The sequence below is a fragment of the Paenibacillus sp. BIC5C1 genome (assembly GCF_032399705.1).
Lineage (GTDB): Bacteria > Bacillota > Bacilli > Paenibacillales > Paenibacillaceae > Paenibacillus > Paenibacillus taichungensis_A.
On record NZ_CP135922.1, the window covers coordinates 4,634,826 to 4,652,910 of the forward strand.

At 46.8% G+C, this 18,085-nt stretch carries 16 protein-coding genes and 1 other annotated feature; of the genes, 2 read left to right on the top strand and 14 right to left on the bottom strand.

The features are described 5' to 3' along the window. Positions 1–111: 111 nt before the first annotated feature. The 10 genes from rpsA to RS891_RS20620 all read right to left on the bottom strand — a co-directional run bounded on the left by rpsA (position 112) and on the right by RS891_RS20620 (position 7,621). A complete protein-coding gene (gene rpsA, locus RS891_RS20575; protein WP_315793044.1) occupies positions 112–1,326 on the bottom strand; it encodes a 30S ribosomal protein S1 in 1,215 nt (404 codons plus the stop codon). Between the two features lie 144 nt (positions 1,327–1,470). Next, positions 1,471–2,058, bottom strand: a complete 588-nt coding sequence (locus RS891_RS20580; protein ID WP_090900627.1) for a lysophospholipid acyltransferase family protein — start codon at positions 2,056–2,058, stop codon at positions 1,471–1,473. Continuing rightward, the gene (gene cmk, locus RS891_RS20585) at positions 2,055–2,759 is read right to left on the bottom strand and encodes a (d)CMP kinase (RefSeq protein WP_113051936.1); all 705 of its coding nucleotides are present in this window, start codon (positions 2,757–2,759) and stop codon (positions 2,055–2,057) included. Before cmk ends, RS891_RS20580 begins: the two co-directional genes overlap by 4 nt. A 112-nt stretch (positions 2,760–2,871) precedes the next feature. After that, entirely contained in the window at positions 2,872–3,087 is a 216-nt protein-coding gene (locus RS891_RS20590; RefSeq protein WP_113051935.1) for a hypothetical protein, read from the bottom strand. 71 nt (positions 3,088–3,158) lie between these two features. After that, the gene (locus RS891_RS20595) at positions 3,159–3,812 is read right to left on the bottom strand and encodes a flagellar brake protein (protein WP_113051934.1); all 654 of its coding nucleotides are present in this window, start codon (positions 3,810–3,812) and stop codon (positions 3,159–3,161) included. Between the two features lie 155 nt (positions 3,813–3,967). Next, positions 3,968–5,314, bottom strand: a complete 1,347-nt coding sequence (gene ypeB / locus RS891_RS20600) for a germination protein YpeB (protein ID WP_113051933.1) — start codon at positions 5,312–5,314, stop codon at positions 3,968–3,970. 122 nt (positions 5,315–5,436) lie between these two features. Then, a complete protein-coding gene (locus RS891_RS20605; protein WP_167666101.1) occupies positions 5,437–5,607 on the bottom strand; it encodes a hypothetical protein in 171 nt (56 codons plus the stop codon). Between the two features lie 116 nt (positions 5,608–5,723). Continuing rightward, positions 5,724–6,419, bottom strand: a complete 696-nt coding sequence (prsW, locus tag RS891_RS20610) for a glutamic-type intramembrane protease PrsW (protein ID WP_076288920.1) — start codon at positions 6,417–6,419, stop codon at positions 5,724–5,726. A 43-nt stretch (positions 6,420–6,462) separates the two neighbouring features. Further along, positions 6,463–7,077 (bottom strand): genetic competence negative regulator, encoded by a 615-nt coding sequence (locus RS891_RS20615; protein WP_091000230.1) that lies wholly within the window; start codon positions 7,075–7,077, stop codon positions 6,463–6,465. Positions 7,078–7,264: 187 nt separating this feature from the next. Next, a complete protein-coding gene (locus tag RS891_RS20620) occupies positions 7,265–7,621 on the bottom strand; it encodes a hypothetical protein (protein WP_113051932.1) in 357 nt (118 codons plus the stop codon). 94 nt (positions 7,622–7,715) lie between these two features. Here RS891_RS20620 and RS891_RS20625 point away from each other — a divergent pair, with 94 nt between their 5' ends. Further along, the gene (locus tag RS891_RS20625) at positions 7,716–8,651 is read left to right on the top strand and encodes a polysaccharide deacetylase family protein (protein ID WP_315793045.1); all 936 of its coding nucleotides are present in this window, start codon (positions 7,716–7,718) and stop codon (positions 8,649–8,651) included. Positions 8,652–8,757: 106 nt separating this feature from the next. Here RS891_RS20625 and RS891_RS20630 read toward each other — a convergent pair whose 3' ends face one another. The 3 genes from RS891_RS20630 to RS891_RS20640 are packed head-to-tail and all read right to left on the bottom strand — an operon-like array spanning position 8,758 to position 10,612. Continuing rightward, entirely contained in the window at positions 8,758–9,582 is an 825-nt protein-coding gene (locus RS891_RS20630; RefSeq protein WP_315793046.1) for a metallophosphoesterase, read from the bottom strand. Beyond that, on the bottom strand, positions 9,570–10,022 hold the full coding sequence (locus RS891_RS20635; protein ID WP_146752101.1) for a hypothetical protein: 453 nt from the start codon (positions 10,020–10,022) through the stop codon (positions 9,570–9,572). Before RS891_RS20635 ends, RS891_RS20630 begins: the two co-directional genes overlap by 13 nt. Next, positions 10,019–10,612: a CPBP family intramembrane glutamic endopeptidase gene (locus RS891_RS20640; RefSeq protein ID WP_113051929.1), complete on the bottom strand. Its 594-nt coding sequence runs from the start codon at positions 10,610–10,612 to the stop codon at positions 10,019–10,021. Before RS891_RS20640 ends, RS891_RS20635 begins: the two co-directional genes overlap by 4 nt. Before the next feature lie 347 nt (positions 10,613–10,959). Next, positions 10,960–11,190, top strand: a binding site (T-box leader). Between the two features lie 200 nt (positions 11,191–11,390). Between RS891_RS20640 and serA the strand changes: the two genes are divergently transcribed. Further along, entirely contained in the window at positions 11,391–12,986 is a 1,596-nt protein-coding gene (serA, locus tag RS891_RS20645) for a phosphoglycerate dehydrogenase (protein WP_099858410.1), read from the top strand. Positions 12,987–13,097: 111 nt separating this feature from the next. Here serA and RS891_RS20650 read toward each other — a convergent pair whose 3' ends face one another. Then, complete coding sequence (locus RS891_RS20650; RefSeq protein ID WP_315793047.1) at positions 13,098–18,077, bottom strand: BclA C-terminal domain-containing protein; 4,980 nt, start codon at positions 18,075–18,077, stop codon at positions 13,098–13,100. Between the last annotated feature and the right edge of the window lie 8 nt (positions 18,078–18,085).

Here is an 18,085-nt window from a genome sequence, read left to right on the forward strand (position 1 = left end):
GCCGTTATACTCGCAATAAAAACAATCGGCGAACCCGCTGGGGCTCGCCGATCTTGCTTTTATTGTTCAGCAAAATATGCAGTATATAACTAAGAACCATGCATGTATAACTTATTTGAATTTGCTGAGTTTGTCACCGAAGCGTTCGCCGAGCGTAATGCTCAGACCTTGATTGCTCAAGGAAACGTTCGGGTTGTTGATTTCTTCACGTGGAGCGTTGTTTCTTGCTGGACGCTCTGATTTTTGTGGTTGAGCAGGAGCTTCTTCAGTTTCCTTGATGCTCAGGCTCACACGTTGCTCAGAAGGATTCATGTCCAAGATTTTAACTTGAACTTCTTGTCCTTCTTTCAATACTTCGTGCGGAGTGCCAATATGTTTGTGGGAGATTTGCGAGATATGCACAAGTCCCTCAACACCAGGAGCGATTTCAACAAAAGCACCGAAGTCAACCAGACGTTTTACAACACCTGTTACGATATCGCTGGAGTTGAATTTGTCGCCAGCTGTTTCCCAAGGACCTGGTTGAACAGCTTTCATGCTCAGGCTGATCTTACCTTTTTCAGGATCAACTTTCAGCACTTTTACGTTTACTTTATCGCCTTCAGACAGAACGTCCGATGGTTTGTCAACGTGTGTCCAAGCCAGCTCGGATACGTGAACCAATCCGTCTACTCCGCCAACATCAACGAAAGCACCGAATTGAGTCAAACGTTGTACCGTACCTTCGATAACTTGACCTTCTTGCAAACCAGCCATAACAGTAGCTTTGTTTGCTTCGAATTCTTGCTCAAGTACGTCTTTTTGGGAAAGGATCACTTTGTTGTTCTCACGGTCGATCTCTTTCACTTTAACACGCAATGTGCGTCCTTTGTAATCGCTGAAATCTTCAACGAAATGGCGCTCTACCATGGAAGCCGGGATAAATCCGCGTACGCCCACGTCTGCTACCAGACCGCCTTTAACAACGTCAGCTACAACAACTTCGAATACGTCTTGGTCTTCAAAATGCTTTTGCAATTGATCCCAAGCGTTTTCGCTGTCGATTGCACGTTTGGACAGAACGAGTTTTTCTTTCTCGTCGTCGATGCTAAGTACTTTAGCTTCAACTTCTTGTCCAACTTCAACTGCATCAGACGCGCTGTCCACGTGCAGGGAAGACAGTTCACGAATTGGAATTACACCGTCATATTTATATCCAATGCTCACATAGGCTTGGTTATCTTCCAATTTGACGATGGTTCCTTTTACGGTATCTCCTTTTTTCAAGGAAACGAATTGATCCAACTCATCTTGGGTTGCTTCTTGATTTTTCATTTCTTCCGACATGTCAAATACCCTCCTCAATTCAAAAACCCCATTATATTCAAACCTGCCTGTAGCAGAGTTCAAAACACTTTCAGAACTAAATGCATAGCTTAGCTTCCCTCAAAAAAATGGAAACATGCACTCAGTTGTCCGACGTTACCTCACTTACTTGCTCGGCACGCCTGTTTGCACCATTTCATTAATTTTGGACATAATCTTCTCCGTCGCTCTCTCCAGCGCATCGCCAGATGGATCTTCCTTGAACTCGTCCAAATTCACCGGTGCTCCATAAACAACTTTCATCTTACGAAAAACCTTGTAGTTACCGATAATAGCAGTAGGAATAACTGTAGCACCACTTCGGAGAGCGAAGCTCGCTGCCCCTTTTTTACCGATGCCTCCATCATTGTGTCTACTTCCCGAAGGGAAAATACCAAGCACTTCACCGTCACGCAAAATGTTGAGTGAGGTCTTGATGGATTCCTTGCTGACGCCTCCACGTTTAACCGGAAAAGCGCCTACGGCTTTGATAATTCGGCCAAAGACCGGGATATCAAACAATTCGCTTTTGGCCATGAAGCGCACCTGACGACGAATCTTGATACCAACCGTTGGAGGATCAAAGTTACTGATATGATTAGAACATAAAAGTACGCCGCCTTCTTTCGGGATGTTCTCCCGTCCAACTGCCTCCAGGCGAAAAAGAATGGTGTAAATGATCCGCAGTAATGTGCTGCAAAATGTGTAAATCATAGACCGATCTCTCCTCTGACCATTGTGCAATAAGACACGATTTTGTCAACCACTTCATGGATGCTCATCTCGGTTGTGTCAAGCACAGTAGCGTCTTCAGCACAACGAAGCGGGGATATTTCCCTACTTTCATCCAATTTGTCACGGGTGGCAATGTCTCGCTCAAGTTGCTGCAACGTCAGTCCTTCTGAGGGGTCCAGTTCTTTGAAGCGGCGAAGTGCACGCTCTTCCACACTGGCAGTCATGAAGATTTTCACTTCCGCGTCGGGCAATACTGTCGTTCCGATATCGCGTCCATCCATGACGACGCCCTTGCGCAAAGCCATTTGCCGCTGTGTATTCACCATTTGCGTACGCAGCCCCTCGATTTGCGCATATCGGGACACGATTCCCGTCACTTCACGGGAGCGGATTTCCGAGGTTACATCCTCCCCATTACAGAACACTTTCTGTCCGTCGGGATCCGGTTGTAAATCAATGACCAGCTTTTGGGTTTCCTGAAGCACCTCTGGCACATCTTCCGGTGAAATACCTTTTCGAAGCATATGCAGGGTTACCGCACGGTACATCGCGCCAGTATCAACGTATATGTACGCGAGCGCCTCTGCAACCAATCGGGCCACCGTGCTTTTCCCGGCACCGGCAGGTCCGTCAATTGCAACGTTCATCTTCCCGTTCTCTGATGTGTTCTGGCTTGCCAACGGGGCATTCCTCCTCAAACGATAAGCCTCAATAAAAAAACAGGCATTGCCTGCATCGTCAAAATTATACCACACTATACACATGGATGCAAAAACAGACAAATCAGTGACGCTATTGTTCGTGTACCGATTGCATCTGAATTGGTGTTCCTTCCATACGATCAATGGAGGTCATATTCTTTTTCATATCAGGCACAAGAAGTAATAACTGATAGATCACAAGCAGAACAAGAAGAGCCGTAATTAGCATCAGAGCCCTTCTTTCCATTCGCTTGGATAAAACATAATATAGGCGCTCGTATCTGCGGGATGCATGGCGGTTGTTCACAACTTGAACCTCCGTTTTTCCATTACAGTGCCCAGCGCTGTCTCCTTTTATCCCGTAAAATCTCTAATTCTTTATTTCGTTCGATAATCCAATTGCCGTTCAAAACAAAACTTGATGATCTTCTGCCGTTCTGAATCCGTAATCTGCACAAACTTTAACATACACAGCTGTCTGCCTGTTTCCAGTGATTTGATCCGTACCACTTCCGCTTCAAAATTAGCATGCTCAATCGCTGCATTCCGATAAGGAATAAGCAACCAGCATTTCAGCTTCTGTCCTTCAACAATAGCAAAATCAGGTTCACCATAAATGGATAATCCCCCGCCGCCAATATCTTCAGTCAAGCCCACGGCTCGGGTCAGGTCCTCGCTCTGGATGGCCATTTCAAGATTTGCATGAACACGCAGAAAACTGCGACGCTGGATTTTGGTAATGTCGTCCGGCAATGGCTTACGAATTCGTACTAGCCGAACTACATCTTCTTCAAATCCGGTCACATATGTATTGAAATAATGACGAACCCCGTCTTCCGTGATATACGAAATGGACAATTCCTCACCAAAAAACAACCGTTTCAACCGGCTACTTCCCTGCTGCATCGGAACTTCAATCAGAAAACTGTTCTCATCGACATCTGCTATGCGTGATTTATATTCTTTGCTTTCCTCTTTTTCATCTGCAGAGGCAATCTGGATGTATAAAACTTCATTTATTTTGGGAAACAAGCTGTTCACCGCCACCTTAACTTTTTATCTTCGTAAACGTATGTACAAGGACTATTATACCATGACCTTTCTCATAGTGGACAATAAAAAACAGACCACTAGGTGGTCTGTTCAGTAATTTATTTGCAATTTAACAGCATACCGGTTTCTTGATGTTATGTGGTCTCATTCACCGGTTTGATTTCCTCAACGGCTTCTTCCATACCTGTATCAGCGTTGATGTAAATTTTATATTTTGTACCATTGATTCGTCCGCCGAATTCGTAACACAGAACTTCTTTGCTGTAATCATTCTTAATGAGTGATTTGCGAGCGTAGCTCTCCTTGAATTCCGGATTCAGCTTTTTGCGGGCCTGTTCAATCGTAAGTGCAGCTTTCGGAACCTCCCGCTTCTTCTGATGCTCATATACAAAATCACTTGCCTGGAAGCCGGTAACATCCCCATTATCAAGACCTACCCGAACAGACATCTTTTCCGGGTAAATCAATGTATCACCTTGTTTACGGACATAGGTCAGGTTACCGAGATTGCCAAACTCGTCATAATTGACTGCCTTCATATCTTTATAACCCTTATTGGAAAGGAAATGGTCTGCTTTGGCCATTGCTTCCTTACGTGTAACTTTCTTTGTTCCGATTGGACGAGTGTCACTGTAAGAGATGAGCAGACCGCCATTACGCGTAAAGTCCATACTCAATTTACTGTCTTTGGATTGATCAATCGTGGCTGTGTACGATTCCCAATCTGTACCTTTACCATTTTCCTGTATTTGAATCTTGCCCTGTTCAGCATTGGAAAACTTTGCAGCTTTAGTTTGGATCTGCTCTTTGGTCATCGGTAAGCCATCCAGCTTTTTCACCGAACGTTTGGCATAAATGCTGGAGACTGAAGGACCCCAATCAAGTTCAGGATACTCCTGTACCTTTTTGTTCACTGTACGGAATCCATCCACGATGGTATTATCCATCGTTTGCTCTTCCGTTGCCATGGCTGATTCTGCATCCATCCAGCGTAAACGGTCAGAAATGACTTTCTGCTGTACATCCTGCAAATTTTTGGTTATCTCGGATGAATTCGCATACAGCTTTTTCAGGTTGCCCATTTCCTTTTCACTTAAAGGTTCATTCGTCAGATCACGCATGGACGCTTGGTAAGCAAAATTGGAAATGCGGGAGAGAAATTCCTCCGTTTCACTGAATGGCAGCATCGTCAGCGGCAATTGGTTAATCTCATTCTGCGCTTCACTGGTGAGTCTCCATACGTTCATAAGACCTTTTCGATGCATCCCTTGGGACGTAGCATGAACTGCGAGTGTATTCCCAATCTCCGAATGCAATTTGTCCATATGAAAAGATAAATCGTGAAAGGCACGCTGATATTGATTCTCTGCTTTGATCAGAATTGCATTTTTCTCCTGGTTCTCTTGGTAACCCCATACGAGAGCACCGATTAACAGAACTGCAAATATCGGAAACATAACTGAACTTAAACGTTTATACATCGGTAGAGTCTCCTTTCTTCTAAGCCACTACCTCTATTGTGGATCGAAGAAAGACCTCTTATGCATGCGATTTCCAGTCTGTCCAATGACGGGCTTATCTCGCATGGTCCCAAACCATTTGTTTAATTCAACTGTACCCAGGTTGTGCCGCCATCTTCCTCAATTTCGAACTGGTCCCGATTATCACACAAACACTGTTTAAAACCGGTCTCAATTCTCCCTCGTTCCTTCTTGCCTCGCAGCGTAAAACGTTCTCCACATTGTTTGCATCTGATTTTAATTTTGATTCTCATCACGCTTATCCCCGTTTCTATTTGTCTTCCCCCGGGAATTTTTATTTATTTCAACAAAAAAACACACCGGGGCAGGCGCAGGTTGCGCTCCATGTCCACCAGTGTGTCCGTATTTTTTATAATTTAATCTCTTCCTCACGCTTCACAAAACGAAAAGGAGAACGATTGTTGGCCCTTGTAATCTTGCCCATCGCACCGTACCATAGTCCCGCCATCAATGGCGCAATGAACCATAACCAATGATTCACCATCGTATTCATAATGACATCGTATAGAGCATGCCAGAAGAACGGTAAAACAAGTGAGAGCATAAGAAACCAACGTTTTTTCTTGCCATCCGAGAACTTGGCCCGCCCCATGTAATAACCCATAATTACCGCAAACATGGCGTGACCCGATACAGGTAGCAATGCACGAATGAACATAGCTGAGACGGAAGCATTCCCCGCAAAGGCATACAACACATTCTCAACTGTAGCAAATCCGAGTGAAACAGCAACGGAGTATAGAATCCCATCGTAAGGCTCGTCAAATTCGGTATGATTATAAATAATATGGTATATCACAAACCATTTGACGAACTCTTCAACCCCACCTGAAATCAGGATGGCTTCAACATAAGGATTATCTCCAAGCCAGATCATCATGCCGCGCTGAATAATCATCACAGGCAATACCATCAAAATCCCCATGAGGAAGACTCGAAATACCATATGAAGAGGTTCAGAGTCATAACGGTCTTTCAGATAAAAGTATGTTAACAAGGCGAGACCCGGAGCTACTGCTGCCGCTAAAACCGAAAACAAAAGCACCGAAATTCCCTCCTCTGACTTAAGACGCGATTACAACTAGAGCTTACTCCTGACGCTTGAAGTGGGTGCAAATAACCTCAACCGCTTGTTCAGGCATAACAACCTTTCCGTACTCTTCCATGACGGCAGGGGTAACGGAAGAACCTTCACCGAATTCAGCAAGCAAGGCAATCAATGCTGCATGTTTGGTGGAATCCAAGTCATCCGGTTCAAAATGCAAAAACCATTTGTCTTTATAGGAATAAAGTCTTCCAGCATCCGTTACGTGCTGATGCAACATATGTGCAGCCTCAATAAGCACTTCAAAATCTTTGAATGCATAGACGATGGAATCGCTCTGCTCAAGTGTAACTTCCATCTCATATACTTCTTCAGGCAGATCATCCTCATTACCTGAACCATATTGTTGCGGATCATATTTCCCCCGGGTGACAATGACAACCATCCCTTGAGCGGGAAGTGCGAATACTTCGACAGCAAGAGGACCTGTAGCATCAAATCCAAGTTCGGAATAGGCCTGGTCCATCATTTCAGTGAACAGTTCATGAACTTTAGGTATTTCCTGCCACATATCTTCTTTTTGTATTCCGCGCTCGCTCAGATCGTCAAAGGTCAGGAAAATCCGTATCTTATCGTGACTTAATCGTTCTATTTTCATACAGGATCTCCCCTTTATAAGCAAGTCTTATAACAGATTATGAAGCACAAAACAATATGTGCTGAAAATAAATCTATGTAGTTATGTTATCATTTTATACCTGCAAATGCACGAAGTAAAATCGACAAAAAAAGAATCATTCCACATCAAAACAGGACTGTGGATGATTCTAATGGGAGGTTTCTGTTTATAAACCCGGTACTGTTGTGTTTGTTTGAGTTAAAATTTGCTCAACTTCATGTTTAACATCCGGATTGGTGCGAATAAAATCTTTGAGCATGTTCATGTTCTCTTCTTTTTCCTGCGGAGTGATCGGCTTTGCAATTTTTTTATGCGTGCTTTTGTGGGAATCTCCGCTCTGTTCGTTTGGCTTGGAGCTGAATCCGTCCATGCCCGGGAACGTCATCTCCATCATTTTGTGTTTGGCCTGATTCATCATATTGCGGGATGAACCGGAAGACAGCATTGACATTTTACCTTTGGACAGCCAAGAGCTGGCTGCTACGCCAATTACAACACCCCAGAAAAAGGATGACGCCTTCATTACACCAACCTCCTTTTAATGTTAAAATCACAACTAGTGTTTGCGGGAGGGCGACATCTCATTCCGCATAAATACAGGAAAGCGAGTTGAAATCATGATTAGACACACCACCGCCTTAATTATGATCGCATGCATGCTGTTGTCAGCTTGTGGAACCAATGTCGAAACAACACCTGAATCCACGAAGTCCAGCAACGAATCGGTTACTTCCACACAGGAGCAGCAGAACGAACCAACTGGCACCGGCACAGATGAAAGGCCATCCACTGATTCTCCGTCCTCAACGGACTCCAATTCTGATCAACAATCAACAAGTGATGACGAAACATCTTCGACCGAAAAAGAAGGAACTGATAACAGTCCCATGTCACAATCAGCCGAAGATAATATCGAAAAAACGTATCACATGAACGCCAATTACTACATCAAACCCAACGATAAGACGAGCGAAAGCAAGGTTGTATTATTGACATTTGATGATGGGCCCAAAGAAGAAAAAATGATTAATGGATTAATCGACACATTGGATAAACATAGCGCGAAAGCAATATTTTTTGTTAACGGATACCGAGTAAAAAGTCATCCCGAGTTGCTCGAGATCATTCATGAACGCGGTCAAGTTGTTGGAAATCATGCGTGGGATCATGAGGATCTAAAAAAAATGTCCACCACAGCAGCCGCCAAACAGGTAACTGATGTGCAAAAGATTGTGAAAGACACGATTGGAATTGAACCTCAATTCTTTCGCCCTCCGTTTGGTTCTGGAAATGATGCACTAAAGGCCACAGTCAAGAAAAATGGCATGTTATACATGACATGGTCCAATGGTTCACTGGATTGGGATAAGAGCACCAAAAACAAACCGGAGAAGGTCATCCGGAATGTGCTGGATCAATTAAATCCCGGCAGTAATATTTTGATGCATGAGTTGCCATGGACAGTTGAAGCGTTGGATGAGTTGTTAACCAAACTTGAACAGAAAGGCTATACATTTGTCGACCCTCGCTCCATTGAACTGAAGGCCCGCTAAACTTCGACTATTTGCCCAGCATTCAGGTTGAAATCAAAATTGATGAGTTGGAACTGACACGAAGGAGCTAATAAAGTTATAACAAACAGCCTTGATCCTATGCGGATCAAGGCTGTTTGTTTGAGAGCATTCGCAAAGTAATGATATGCATCTCTGCGGGACAACAAAGTCTGAGCGGCAAATGATTTGTTCCGTATCCTTTGCTAACCAATATTTTTCCTTGTTGCTCGGTATCATTATTATCCTTTTTCAAAGAAAACCATCCGCTAGACACGGAGCGGTACGTTTTGTTAAGAAAGACAGGGCCTAAGCCAGGAATTACTAATTGTCCGCCGTGTGTGTGACCACTCAATATCAGATCAACAGGTGCATTCAAGTGAAGAGCTTCTAATGGATCATGGACAATAGCAATCTTGCAATCTTTGCTTTCCAATTCTGCAAGCAGCGAATCGCCTTGCCGTGAACGATAATCAATTCCAACCAGGCATAACATGCTATTCCCTTTACGAAGGTAAGTGGTAGAATCCTGTAAGAGTTGAACGCCCGTATCTCGAAATATACGTTCGAGATGCACAGTTCCTGCTCTTTTGTCATGGTTCCCATACACTGTGAAGGTAGGGGCAATATAAGCTAACAAGTTCATATTATGTCTGACGATAGACCATGAAATCCCTTTTTCTGCCACATCTCCCCCAATGATAACCCAGTCCACCTGATTGCGAAGATGTTCCAAATCATTCTTTTTCAACATACGTTTATGAATATCAGATAAATACAGGATTTTGCTGCCATCAAAAGAAGAGGGCAAATTGGGCACTTCAACCTCATCTGAAACAATATGATGAAGATGCGCCTCACGCCACATATGAACCAGTAACATAATCCCAGCCAAAATAACGGCAACGATCCACGCCAGCACTACCATGGCCATGGAAGGAAAGTATCCAATGAAGGCGCTCCTTTTATCCCCCACCATACCAGACTGATTGTGAGCAATACAAATATAAATATGAGCGAGTTAACAAATCGTTTACTGAGACGTAAACGACGAGAAGGATGAAGTTCAGTCCTTGTAGGAAGTGTACCCGCTTCGGAAACGACTTCTTCTGATGGTTTTTGTGCTTTGTTGGCACGTGCTGGCGCCCGCCGGGGAAGTACCGGACTTTCCAGCGATGATGTATAAGACTTACGTTGTGATCTTGGTATGGAGACCGAGGTAATTGGTGTGAGTCCTCCCACCTCTGAGGCAGCAGCTGGTTCAACAACCAGATTTACTGGAGAAGCTTCAGGACGCTCAGATGTCTCTGTTTTATCCGAGTGACGATGGCGCTGACTGCCGTAAGTCTTCATTCTACTTAATTGCTGATTCATGATCCCCTCCGAAAACGTATCGCTAATCCAGACACCAAATCAATGATAAAATGACATAATATAGGCGCCCATAATGTGCCGGATTGCATATAAATCCAACCCAATCCATAACTCGAAACAAATACCCAGCCAGTCGGAATCCAGTGCCGCAAATAGCGTATATGGATAACTGCAAATAAAATACTTGTCCAGTAAGGACCTAACACATGCTGTATGGCTCCACGAAATAACAATTCTTCACAAACAGCAACGATGGCTGCTATGCATACAATGTGCCAGATTGGACGATTTCGAAACAGCATTTCGTTAATTCCCCCATCGTCCATGCTTTCTTGAGGAATAACATAAGAAAGAACCAAGTCCATAACAAGCATAATGCCAGCAAGACCAAGCCCCCACCATATAAACTGGTAACTGTCTGGCCACGCAAGCACATCAAAGAGATTTCTCTTCTGCAATAAAATCCATACAACCCCAATGATCAAAGTTAACCCTTGTGTAAAGTATAGATTGATCAGAAGCAAACGCTCGGTTAGTTGCTGTGGTTCAGCCTTCTGAATCTTGAACTTGGGAAACTTTAATTTTTTCATCGCCTGTGTCTGTCCTCTTGACTTATATTTGATGGATAACAAATTCGTTGTCCAATCGGATAGTATACTAAATGATAGCCAAAAAACCAAATAGGTTCAAGGCCTGCCCCAAGTCCCGGTTTTTCAGTAGAGCCTTATCCAATGAATTCGTTTCATTAATGTGTTAAAATCCGATTCATAAAACAGCTTGTAATCGAGCTATTTTAATCAACCAAGGAAGTCAATTTTTATCATCTGTACGCTTTCTCCTCCACTTAAGAAAATCACATTAGCAAATCGAATTAAAACATTTAAGCCTATTGACATGCTCATGTCAGCCATGATACATTATGAAAAAATTAGTCACGTTAAACACGATGATGGAAAAAAGACGTTGCTTTGTCTTACAGAGAGCCGATGGATGGTGTAAATCGGTGGCAGGCAGATGATCTTGAGCGCTCCTGAGTTATTGCATTGAAACTGGAGTAGGTGCAATCGGTTTAGACCCGTTATCCTCTTCGGTCTTTATTGACCGCTAAGACTGTCGTTGCGAAACGGCGGTGAATTAGGGTGGTACCACGACAACTCTCGTCCCTTATTGCGCAAGCAGTATGTGGATTGAGAGTTTTTTGATTTATTTTAGAGTACAGACGTGGGAATCGCCCTATTTGCTACACCCTCCTCCTCTACTGCGACACCGCGTTGTTGGAAGGAAGAGTTTCACTGGTTTTAAGGAATGCCTCTTTCGTGAGGTGAAACCTTGACGATATAGATACACATACCTAAGGAGGAAGAAACCATGTACAAAGTGTTAGTGTCGGACCCCATTAGTGATCTGGGAATCCAGCAACTGGTGGATGCAAATGATGTTGTAGTTGAGAAGAAAACAGGTCTTAGCGAAGATGAGCTTGTTGCAATTATCGGCGATTATGACGCCCTTCTAGTTCGAAGTCAAACTCGTGTAACAGATCGAATTATGACGGCAGGTACAAACCTTAAAGTCATCGGACGTGCTGGCGTAGGTGTAGATAACATTGATTTGGAAGCTGCTACCCAACGCGGTATCATTGTTATTAACGCCCCTGACGGTAATACGATTACGACATGTGAGCATACATTTGCCATGATGATGGCACTGGCACGACATATTCCTCAGGCATATGCCAAAACCATTCAAGGTACTTGGGATCGTAAAACCTTCCTGGGTGTGGAGTTAAGAAATAAAACGCTGGGTGTGCTCGGTATGGGACGAATCGGTAGCGAAGTAGCTAAGCGTGCAAAAGCATTCGGAATGGATATTCTGGCTTACGATCCGTTCCTCACTCAAGATCGCGCGGAGAAACTTCAAGTTAAGCTGGCTAGTGTGGATGACATCATTCGCAATGCCGATTTCATGACTGTTCACACACCATTAACACCTGAGACACGCCATATGATTTCCCGCCCACAATTCGAAGTAATGAAAAAAGGTATGCGTATTATCAACTGTGCCCGTGGTGGAGTCGTTGACGAAATGGCACTTGTAGAAGCGATTGATGAAGGTATCGTTGCTGGTGCAGCATTCGACGTATTCGAGAGCGAACCACCGGCTGCTGATCACCCGTTCCTGAATCACCCTAGCATTATTGTGACGCCTCATCTTGGTGCATCCACAGTAGAAGCACAAGAAAATGTAGCAATCGACGTATCCGAGCAAGTCCTGCATATTCTGCGCAATGAACCGTTCAAAAACGCTGTTAACATGCCTGCTGTAGCTCCAACTGTAATGAACAAACTGCAGCCGTACTTTAAACTGGGTGAAACATTGGGCAGCTTTGCAGCTCAGATCACTCAAAATGCAGTTCAGGAAATCCGGATCGACTACGCTGGAGATCTGTCGGAAGTGGATACTTCTCCTTTAACTCGTTACATTGTAAAAGGTATTCTCGCAAGGCATTTAGGCGGAGAAGCCAATATTGTCAACTCCATGCATTTGGCTAAAGTGCGGGATCTCAACGTAGTGGTTAGCCAAACTTCGGCGACGAAAGGATTTACAAATCTGATTACCGTCACACTTGTAACGAATCAGGATGCCGAGGAGCGTCGTGTTGCGGGCACACTGCTTGCAGGTTATGGAGAGCGTATCGTGCGTCTGGACAAATTCCCAGTGGATATTGCTCCGGAAAGTCACCAAGTTCTGATTTCGCATAATGATAAACCGGGGATTATCGGACGTGTTGGAACTTTGCTTGGAGAGAATGAAGTTAACATCGCCTCCATGCAGGTCGGACGTAAAATCATTGGTGGGGCAGCGATCATGATTCTAACTGTAGATAAGGAAGTTCCAAAAGATGTACTTGTGCAACTTGCAGCTCTTCAGGAAATAAATACAGCCGTTGAAATAGTTCTGAATTAATTATTGTCGGACTATTCACTTATTACTTATAAGACAAAAAGAGGCGAACCTTTATCAGGTTCGTCTCTTTTTATAAACTCAAAATTCCTTTTTAAGAGTGTAATTCATGCATTAGGCTAATTGAATAATGTTTATTGTCGCTCCTGGAGGGGAGAGAACAGCTGTAGCAGCTAGCCCAAATAATTGGAACTGGATTGTTGATCCAGCAGTTACCGTCACAATAAAGTCAGACTGCAACTGACTGAGGGAAAGTAATGGCGAAACTACACTCGCCGGAATTGCTGTTCCGTTTAGTAAAATACGGGATTGAATAGCAAGTGCGGCTGTTAGATTTATTTTATAAGAGATATAGTAACGCCCTGCATTGGCAAGAGTGAAAGTATCATTCGCTCCATTGATGGTTATGCCAGTGCCGATATTTTGGTTATTCGGCAATGGAATCAGTGTTCCACCCAAAAGTACAAGAATGGTACCACTTGTGTTCTCACTATATGCCGAGTTAGATGTTACAGAGGTTCCTGTGGCTCCTGTTGCACCAGTTCCCCCGGTGGCTCCTGTCGCGCCTGTGGCTCCTGTGACGCTCACTCCGGTAGCACCTGTTGCTCCTGTTACTCCAGTAGCTCCTGTGGCTCCACTAAATCCAGTCGATCCTGTGCTTCCAGTTACACTAGCTCCTGTTGCTCCTGTTGCCCCTGTAGTACCAGTTCCTCCGCTTGCTCCTGTCGCGCCTGTTCCTCCAGTTACACTGGCCCCTGTAGCTCCTGTAACCCCAGTTGTTCCACTAACTCCTGTAGTCCCTGTAATTCCAGTCACACCCGTGGCTCCAGTGATTCCAATCGCAACGCCCGTTGCACCCGTTAATCCCGTTACCCCGGTGGCTCCTGTCGATCCCGTAACACCGACTCCTGTCGATCCCGTTATTCCCGTTACTCCGGTGGCTCCTGTCGATCCCGTGACACTGACACCCGTGGCTCCCGTTATTCCTGTAACCCCGGTTATTCCGGTCTCTCCCGTCACTCCCGTTATTCCAGTAGCTCCTGTCGATCCCGTAACACCGATTCCTGTGGCTCCCGTTATTCCTGTAACCCCGGTTATTCCGGTCTGTCCTATCACTCCTGTTATTCCAGTAGCTCCTGTCGATCCCGTAACACCGATTCCTGTGGCTCCCGTTATTCCTGTAACCCCGGTTATTCCTGTCTGTCCTGTCACTCCTGTTATTCCAGTAGCTCCTGTCGATCCCGTAACACCGATTCCTGTGGCTCCCGTTATTCCCGTAACCCCGGTTACTCCTGTCTCTCCTGTCACTCCTGTTATTCCAGTAGCTCCTGTCGATCCCGTAACACCGATTCCTGTGGCTCCCGTTATTCCCGTAACCCCGGTTACTCCTGTCTCTCCCGTCACTCCTGAAATTCCAGTAGCTCCTGTCGATCCCGTAACACCGATTCCTGTGGCTCCCGTTATTCCTGTAACCCCGGTTACTCCTGTCTCTCCCGTTATTCCGGTTATTCCTGTTATTCCAGTAGCTCCTGTCGATCCCGTAACACCGATTCCTGTGGCTCCCGTTATTCCTGTAACCCCGGTTATTCCGGTCTCTCCCGTCACCCCTGTTATTCCGGTGGCTCCTGTCGGTCCCGTAACACCGATTCCTGTGGCTCCCGTTATTCCTGTAACCCCGGTGGTTCCGGTTATTCCCGTTGTTCCAGTGACTCCGGTTGCGCCCGATACACCGACGCCCGTTGCACCTGTTACACCCGTAGCTCCTGCGCCCGCTAATAATGTGTAATCCGGAGATGTTCCCGGGGTGCCTGTTGGCGATGCCACGTTTGCAATATACGTACTGCCATCAAACGTCACGACTTGACCCGCTGGATACGTTGGCGCTACTGCTGGGTCGAATGGGACGACGCCTGTCAGGCCCGCACCGGTGGCGCCCGTTGCACCGGGATCTCCGGTTGCGCCCGTTACACCAATGCCGGTTGCCCCTGTGGCACCCGTGGCTCCTGCACCCGCCAATAATGTGTAATCCGGCGATGTTCCCGGGGTTCCTGTTGGCGATGCCACGTTTGCAATATACGTACTGCCATCAAACGTAACCACTTGACCCGCTGGGTAGGTTGGAGCTACTGCCGGGTCGAATGGGACGACGCCTGTCAGGCCCGCACCGGTGGCTCCTGTTGCACCGGGATCTCCGGTGGCGCCCGTTACGCCTACTCCCGTTGCCCCTGTTACACCCGTAGCACCCGCACCCGCCAATAATGTGTAATCCGGCGATGTTCCCGGTGTGCCTGTTGGCGATGCCACGTTCGCGATATACGTACTGCCATCAAACGTAACCACTTGACCCGCTGGATACGTTGGTGCTACTGCCGGGTCGAATGGGACGACGCCTGTCAGGCCTGCACCAGTGGCTCCCGTTGCACCGGGATCTCCGGTGGCGCCCGTTACACCAATGCCGGTTGCCCCTGTGGCACCCGTGGCTCCTGCACCCGCCAATAATGTGTAATCCGGCGATGTTCCTGGGGTGCCTGTTGGCGATGCCACGTTCGCGATATACGTACTGCCATCAAACGTAACCACTTGACCCGCTGGATACGTTGGTGCTACTGCCGGGTCGAATGGGACGACGCCTGTCAGGCCTGCACCAGTGGCTCCCGTTGCACCGGGATCTCCGGTGGCGCCCGTTACACCAATGCCGGTTGCCCCTGTGGCACCCGTGGCTCCTGCACCCGCCAATAATGTGTAATCCGGCGATGTTCCTGGGGTGCCTGTTGGCGATGCCACGTTTGCAATATACGTACTGCCATCAAACGTAACCACTTGACCCGCTGGATACGTTGGTGCTACTGCCGGGTCGAATGGGACGACGCCTGTCAGGCCTGCACCAGTGGCGCCCGTTGCACCGGGATCTCCGGTGGCGCCCGTTACGCCTACTCCCGTTGCCCCTGTTACACCCGTAGCTCCCGCACCAGCTAATAATGTGTAATCCGGCGATGTTCCTGGGGTGCCTGTTGGCGATGCCACGTTTGCAATATACGTACTGCCATCAAACGTAACCACTTGACCCGCTGGATACGTTGGTGCTACTGCCGGGTCGAATGGGACGACGCCTGTCAGGCCCGCACCGGTGGCGCCCGTTACACCGATGCCCGTTGCCCCTGTTACACCCGTAGCACCCGCACCCGCCAATAATGTGTAATCCGGCGATGTTCCCGGGGTGCCTGTTGGCGATGCCACGTTTGCAATATACGTACTGCCATCAAACGTCACGACTTGACCCGCTGGATACGTTGGGGCTACTGCTGGATCAAACGGTACTACTCCATTCAAGCCTACGCCTGTTGCTCCGGTTGCACCTGTAACACCTGCACCTGCAAGCAAAGTGTAATCTGGGGATGTTCCCGGCGTCCCTGTTGGCGATGCAACATTGGTAATGTACGTACTGCCATCAAACGTCACGACTTGACCCGCTGGATACGTTGGCGCTACTGCTGGATCAAAAGGTACAATCCCGCTCAAACCTACTCCAGTCGCTCCCGTTACACCCGTAGGCCCTGTTGGCCCTGCGCCTGCAATCAACGTATAATCCGGGGATGTTCCCGGCGTTCCCGTTGGCGATGCCACATTTGTTATATACGTACTGCCATCGAAAGTTACAACTTGACCCGCAGGATACGTTGGTGCTACTGCTGGGTCAAACGGAACTGCTCCATTCAAGCCCACGCCTGTTGCTCCGGTTGAACCGGTGGCTCCTGCGCCTGCAAGCAATGTGTAGTCTGGTGATGTACCTGGGGTTCCAGTTGGTGGAGCTACATTAGTAATATAGGTACTACCGTCAAACGTCACTATTTGACCCGCTGGATAGGTTGGTGCTACCGCCGGATCAAACGGTAATATTCCACTTAAACCTATGCCTGTCGCTCCCGTTGCCCCTGAAGGTCCTGCACCTGCCAAGAGTGTATAGTCCGGTGAAGTACCGGGAGTTCCTGTTGGCGATGCCACATTTGTAATATAAGTGCTGCCCTCAAATGTTACGACCTGACCCGCCGGATAAGTTGGTGCAACTGCGGGATCAAACGGAACAGAACCACCGAGTCCCACACCCGTTGCCCCAGTAGCTCCAGTAGCTCCGGCCGCTGCTAGCAAAGTATAATCTGTTGAACTGCCTGGTGTTCCCGTTGGCGATGCCACATTAGTAATGTAGGTACTACCGCCAAAGGTTACAATTTGTCCTGCCGGATAACCTTGTGAGAGCGCCGGATCAAACGGAACAGAGCCTGATAAACCTGCCCCTGTTGCTCCAGTTGTTCCGCCTGACAAAAACAACGTGTAGTCTGGAGAACTTCCCGGCACACCCGTGGGGCTATTGACATCTACAACATAAAGACTGCCATTATACGAAACAACTTGACCTAGCACATAGCTAGGTGCCTGAGCGGGATCAAACACGGAAATATCATATAGTCCAGCTCCTGGCAACCCCTGCGGTCCTGGTACGCCTTGAGGACCTACAGGTCCTACAGGTCCTACGGGTCCAGCTGCTCCTCCTGGCCCGGCTGGACCTGGCACTCCAGGTACACCCGGAACTCCTGGAAATCCAGGGGGACCTGGAGGACCAGGGGCTCCCGATGTACCAAATGAACTGGTAGCACGACTCAATGATACGGATATGGATCGAATCAGCCCGACCAGTTTGTCTTTTTCCGTAGGAGGAACTTCCAAAAGTAACGTCACACTTAATAAATCATCGAGTAAATTTTGCAAGTTGCCTGCTAGATTAATAACAGCTACAGGCAGAACTTCAGAACCTGCAATGGTTAGTTCCAGAACGGATTGCAACTCCGCTTTCACTCCAGCTCGGAAACCAGAGGTATTAACAAAGTTGAGCAAGCTCCGTAAACTGTTTTGCAACGCAATTATATTAGTCGCAGTAGGCTGACTGACAGCTGAAGGAATAGTCACTGCCAACGCTTTTAAAATCGATTCAAACTGCTCCACTTCACTCGATGTTATTGGAATAAAGGGTGATCCTGCCCGAAACGATCTTCCTTCCAGAAAAGCTTTAATATTGACCCGTTTTCTTTCATCAGACATGCGTAATC

Excerpts from the sequence above, each read along its gene's own strand:
- rpsA (WP_315793044.1), bottom strand. The coding sequence starts at position 1,326 with ATGTCGGAAGAAATGAAAAATCAAGAAGCAACCCAAGATGAGTTGGAT.
- RS891_RS20580 (WP_090900627.1), bottom strand. The coding sequence starts at position 2,058 with ATGATTTACACATTTTGCAGCACATTACTGCGGATCATTTACACCATT.
- ypeB (WP_113051933.1), bottom strand. The coding sequence starts at position 5,314 with ATGTATAAACGTTTAAGTTCAGTTATGTTTCCGATATTTGCAGTTCTG.
- RS891_RS20605 (WP_167666101.1), bottom strand. The coding sequence starts at position 5,607 with ATGAGAATCAAAATTAAAATCAGATGCAAACAATGTGGAGAACGTTTT.
- RS891_RS20615 (WP_091000230.1), bottom strand. The coding sequence starts at position 7,077 with ATGAAAATAGAACGATTAAGTCACGATAAGATACGGATTTTCCTGACC.
- RS891_RS20620 (WP_113051932.1), bottom strand. The coding sequence starts at position 7,621 with ATGAAGGCGTCATCCTTTTTCTGGGGTGTTGTAATTGGCGTAGCAGCC.
- RS891_RS20625 (WP_315793045.1), top strand. The coding sequence starts at position 7,716 with ATGATTAGACACACCACCGCCTTAATTATGATCGCATGCATGCTGTTG.
- RS891_RS20630 (WP_315793046.1), bottom strand. The coding sequence starts at position 9,582 with ATGGCCATGGTAGTGCTGGCGTGGATCGTTGCCGTTATTTTGGCTGGG.
- RS891_RS20635 (WP_146752101.1), bottom strand. The coding sequence starts at position 10,022 with ATGAATCAGCAATTAAGTAGAATGAAGACTTACGGCAGTCAGCGCCAT.
- RS891_RS20640 (WP_113051929.1), bottom strand. The coding sequence starts at position 10,612 with ATGAAAAAATTAAAGTTTCCCAAGTTCAAGATTCAGAAGGCTGAACCA.
- serA (WP_099858410.1), top strand. The coding sequence starts at position 11,391 with ATGTACAAAGTGTTAGTGTCGGACCCCATTAGTGATCTGGGAATCCAG.
- RS891_RS20650 (WP_315793047.1), bottom strand. The coding sequence starts at position 18,077 with ATGTCTGATGAAAGAAAACGGGTCAATATTAAAGCTTTTCTGGAAGGA.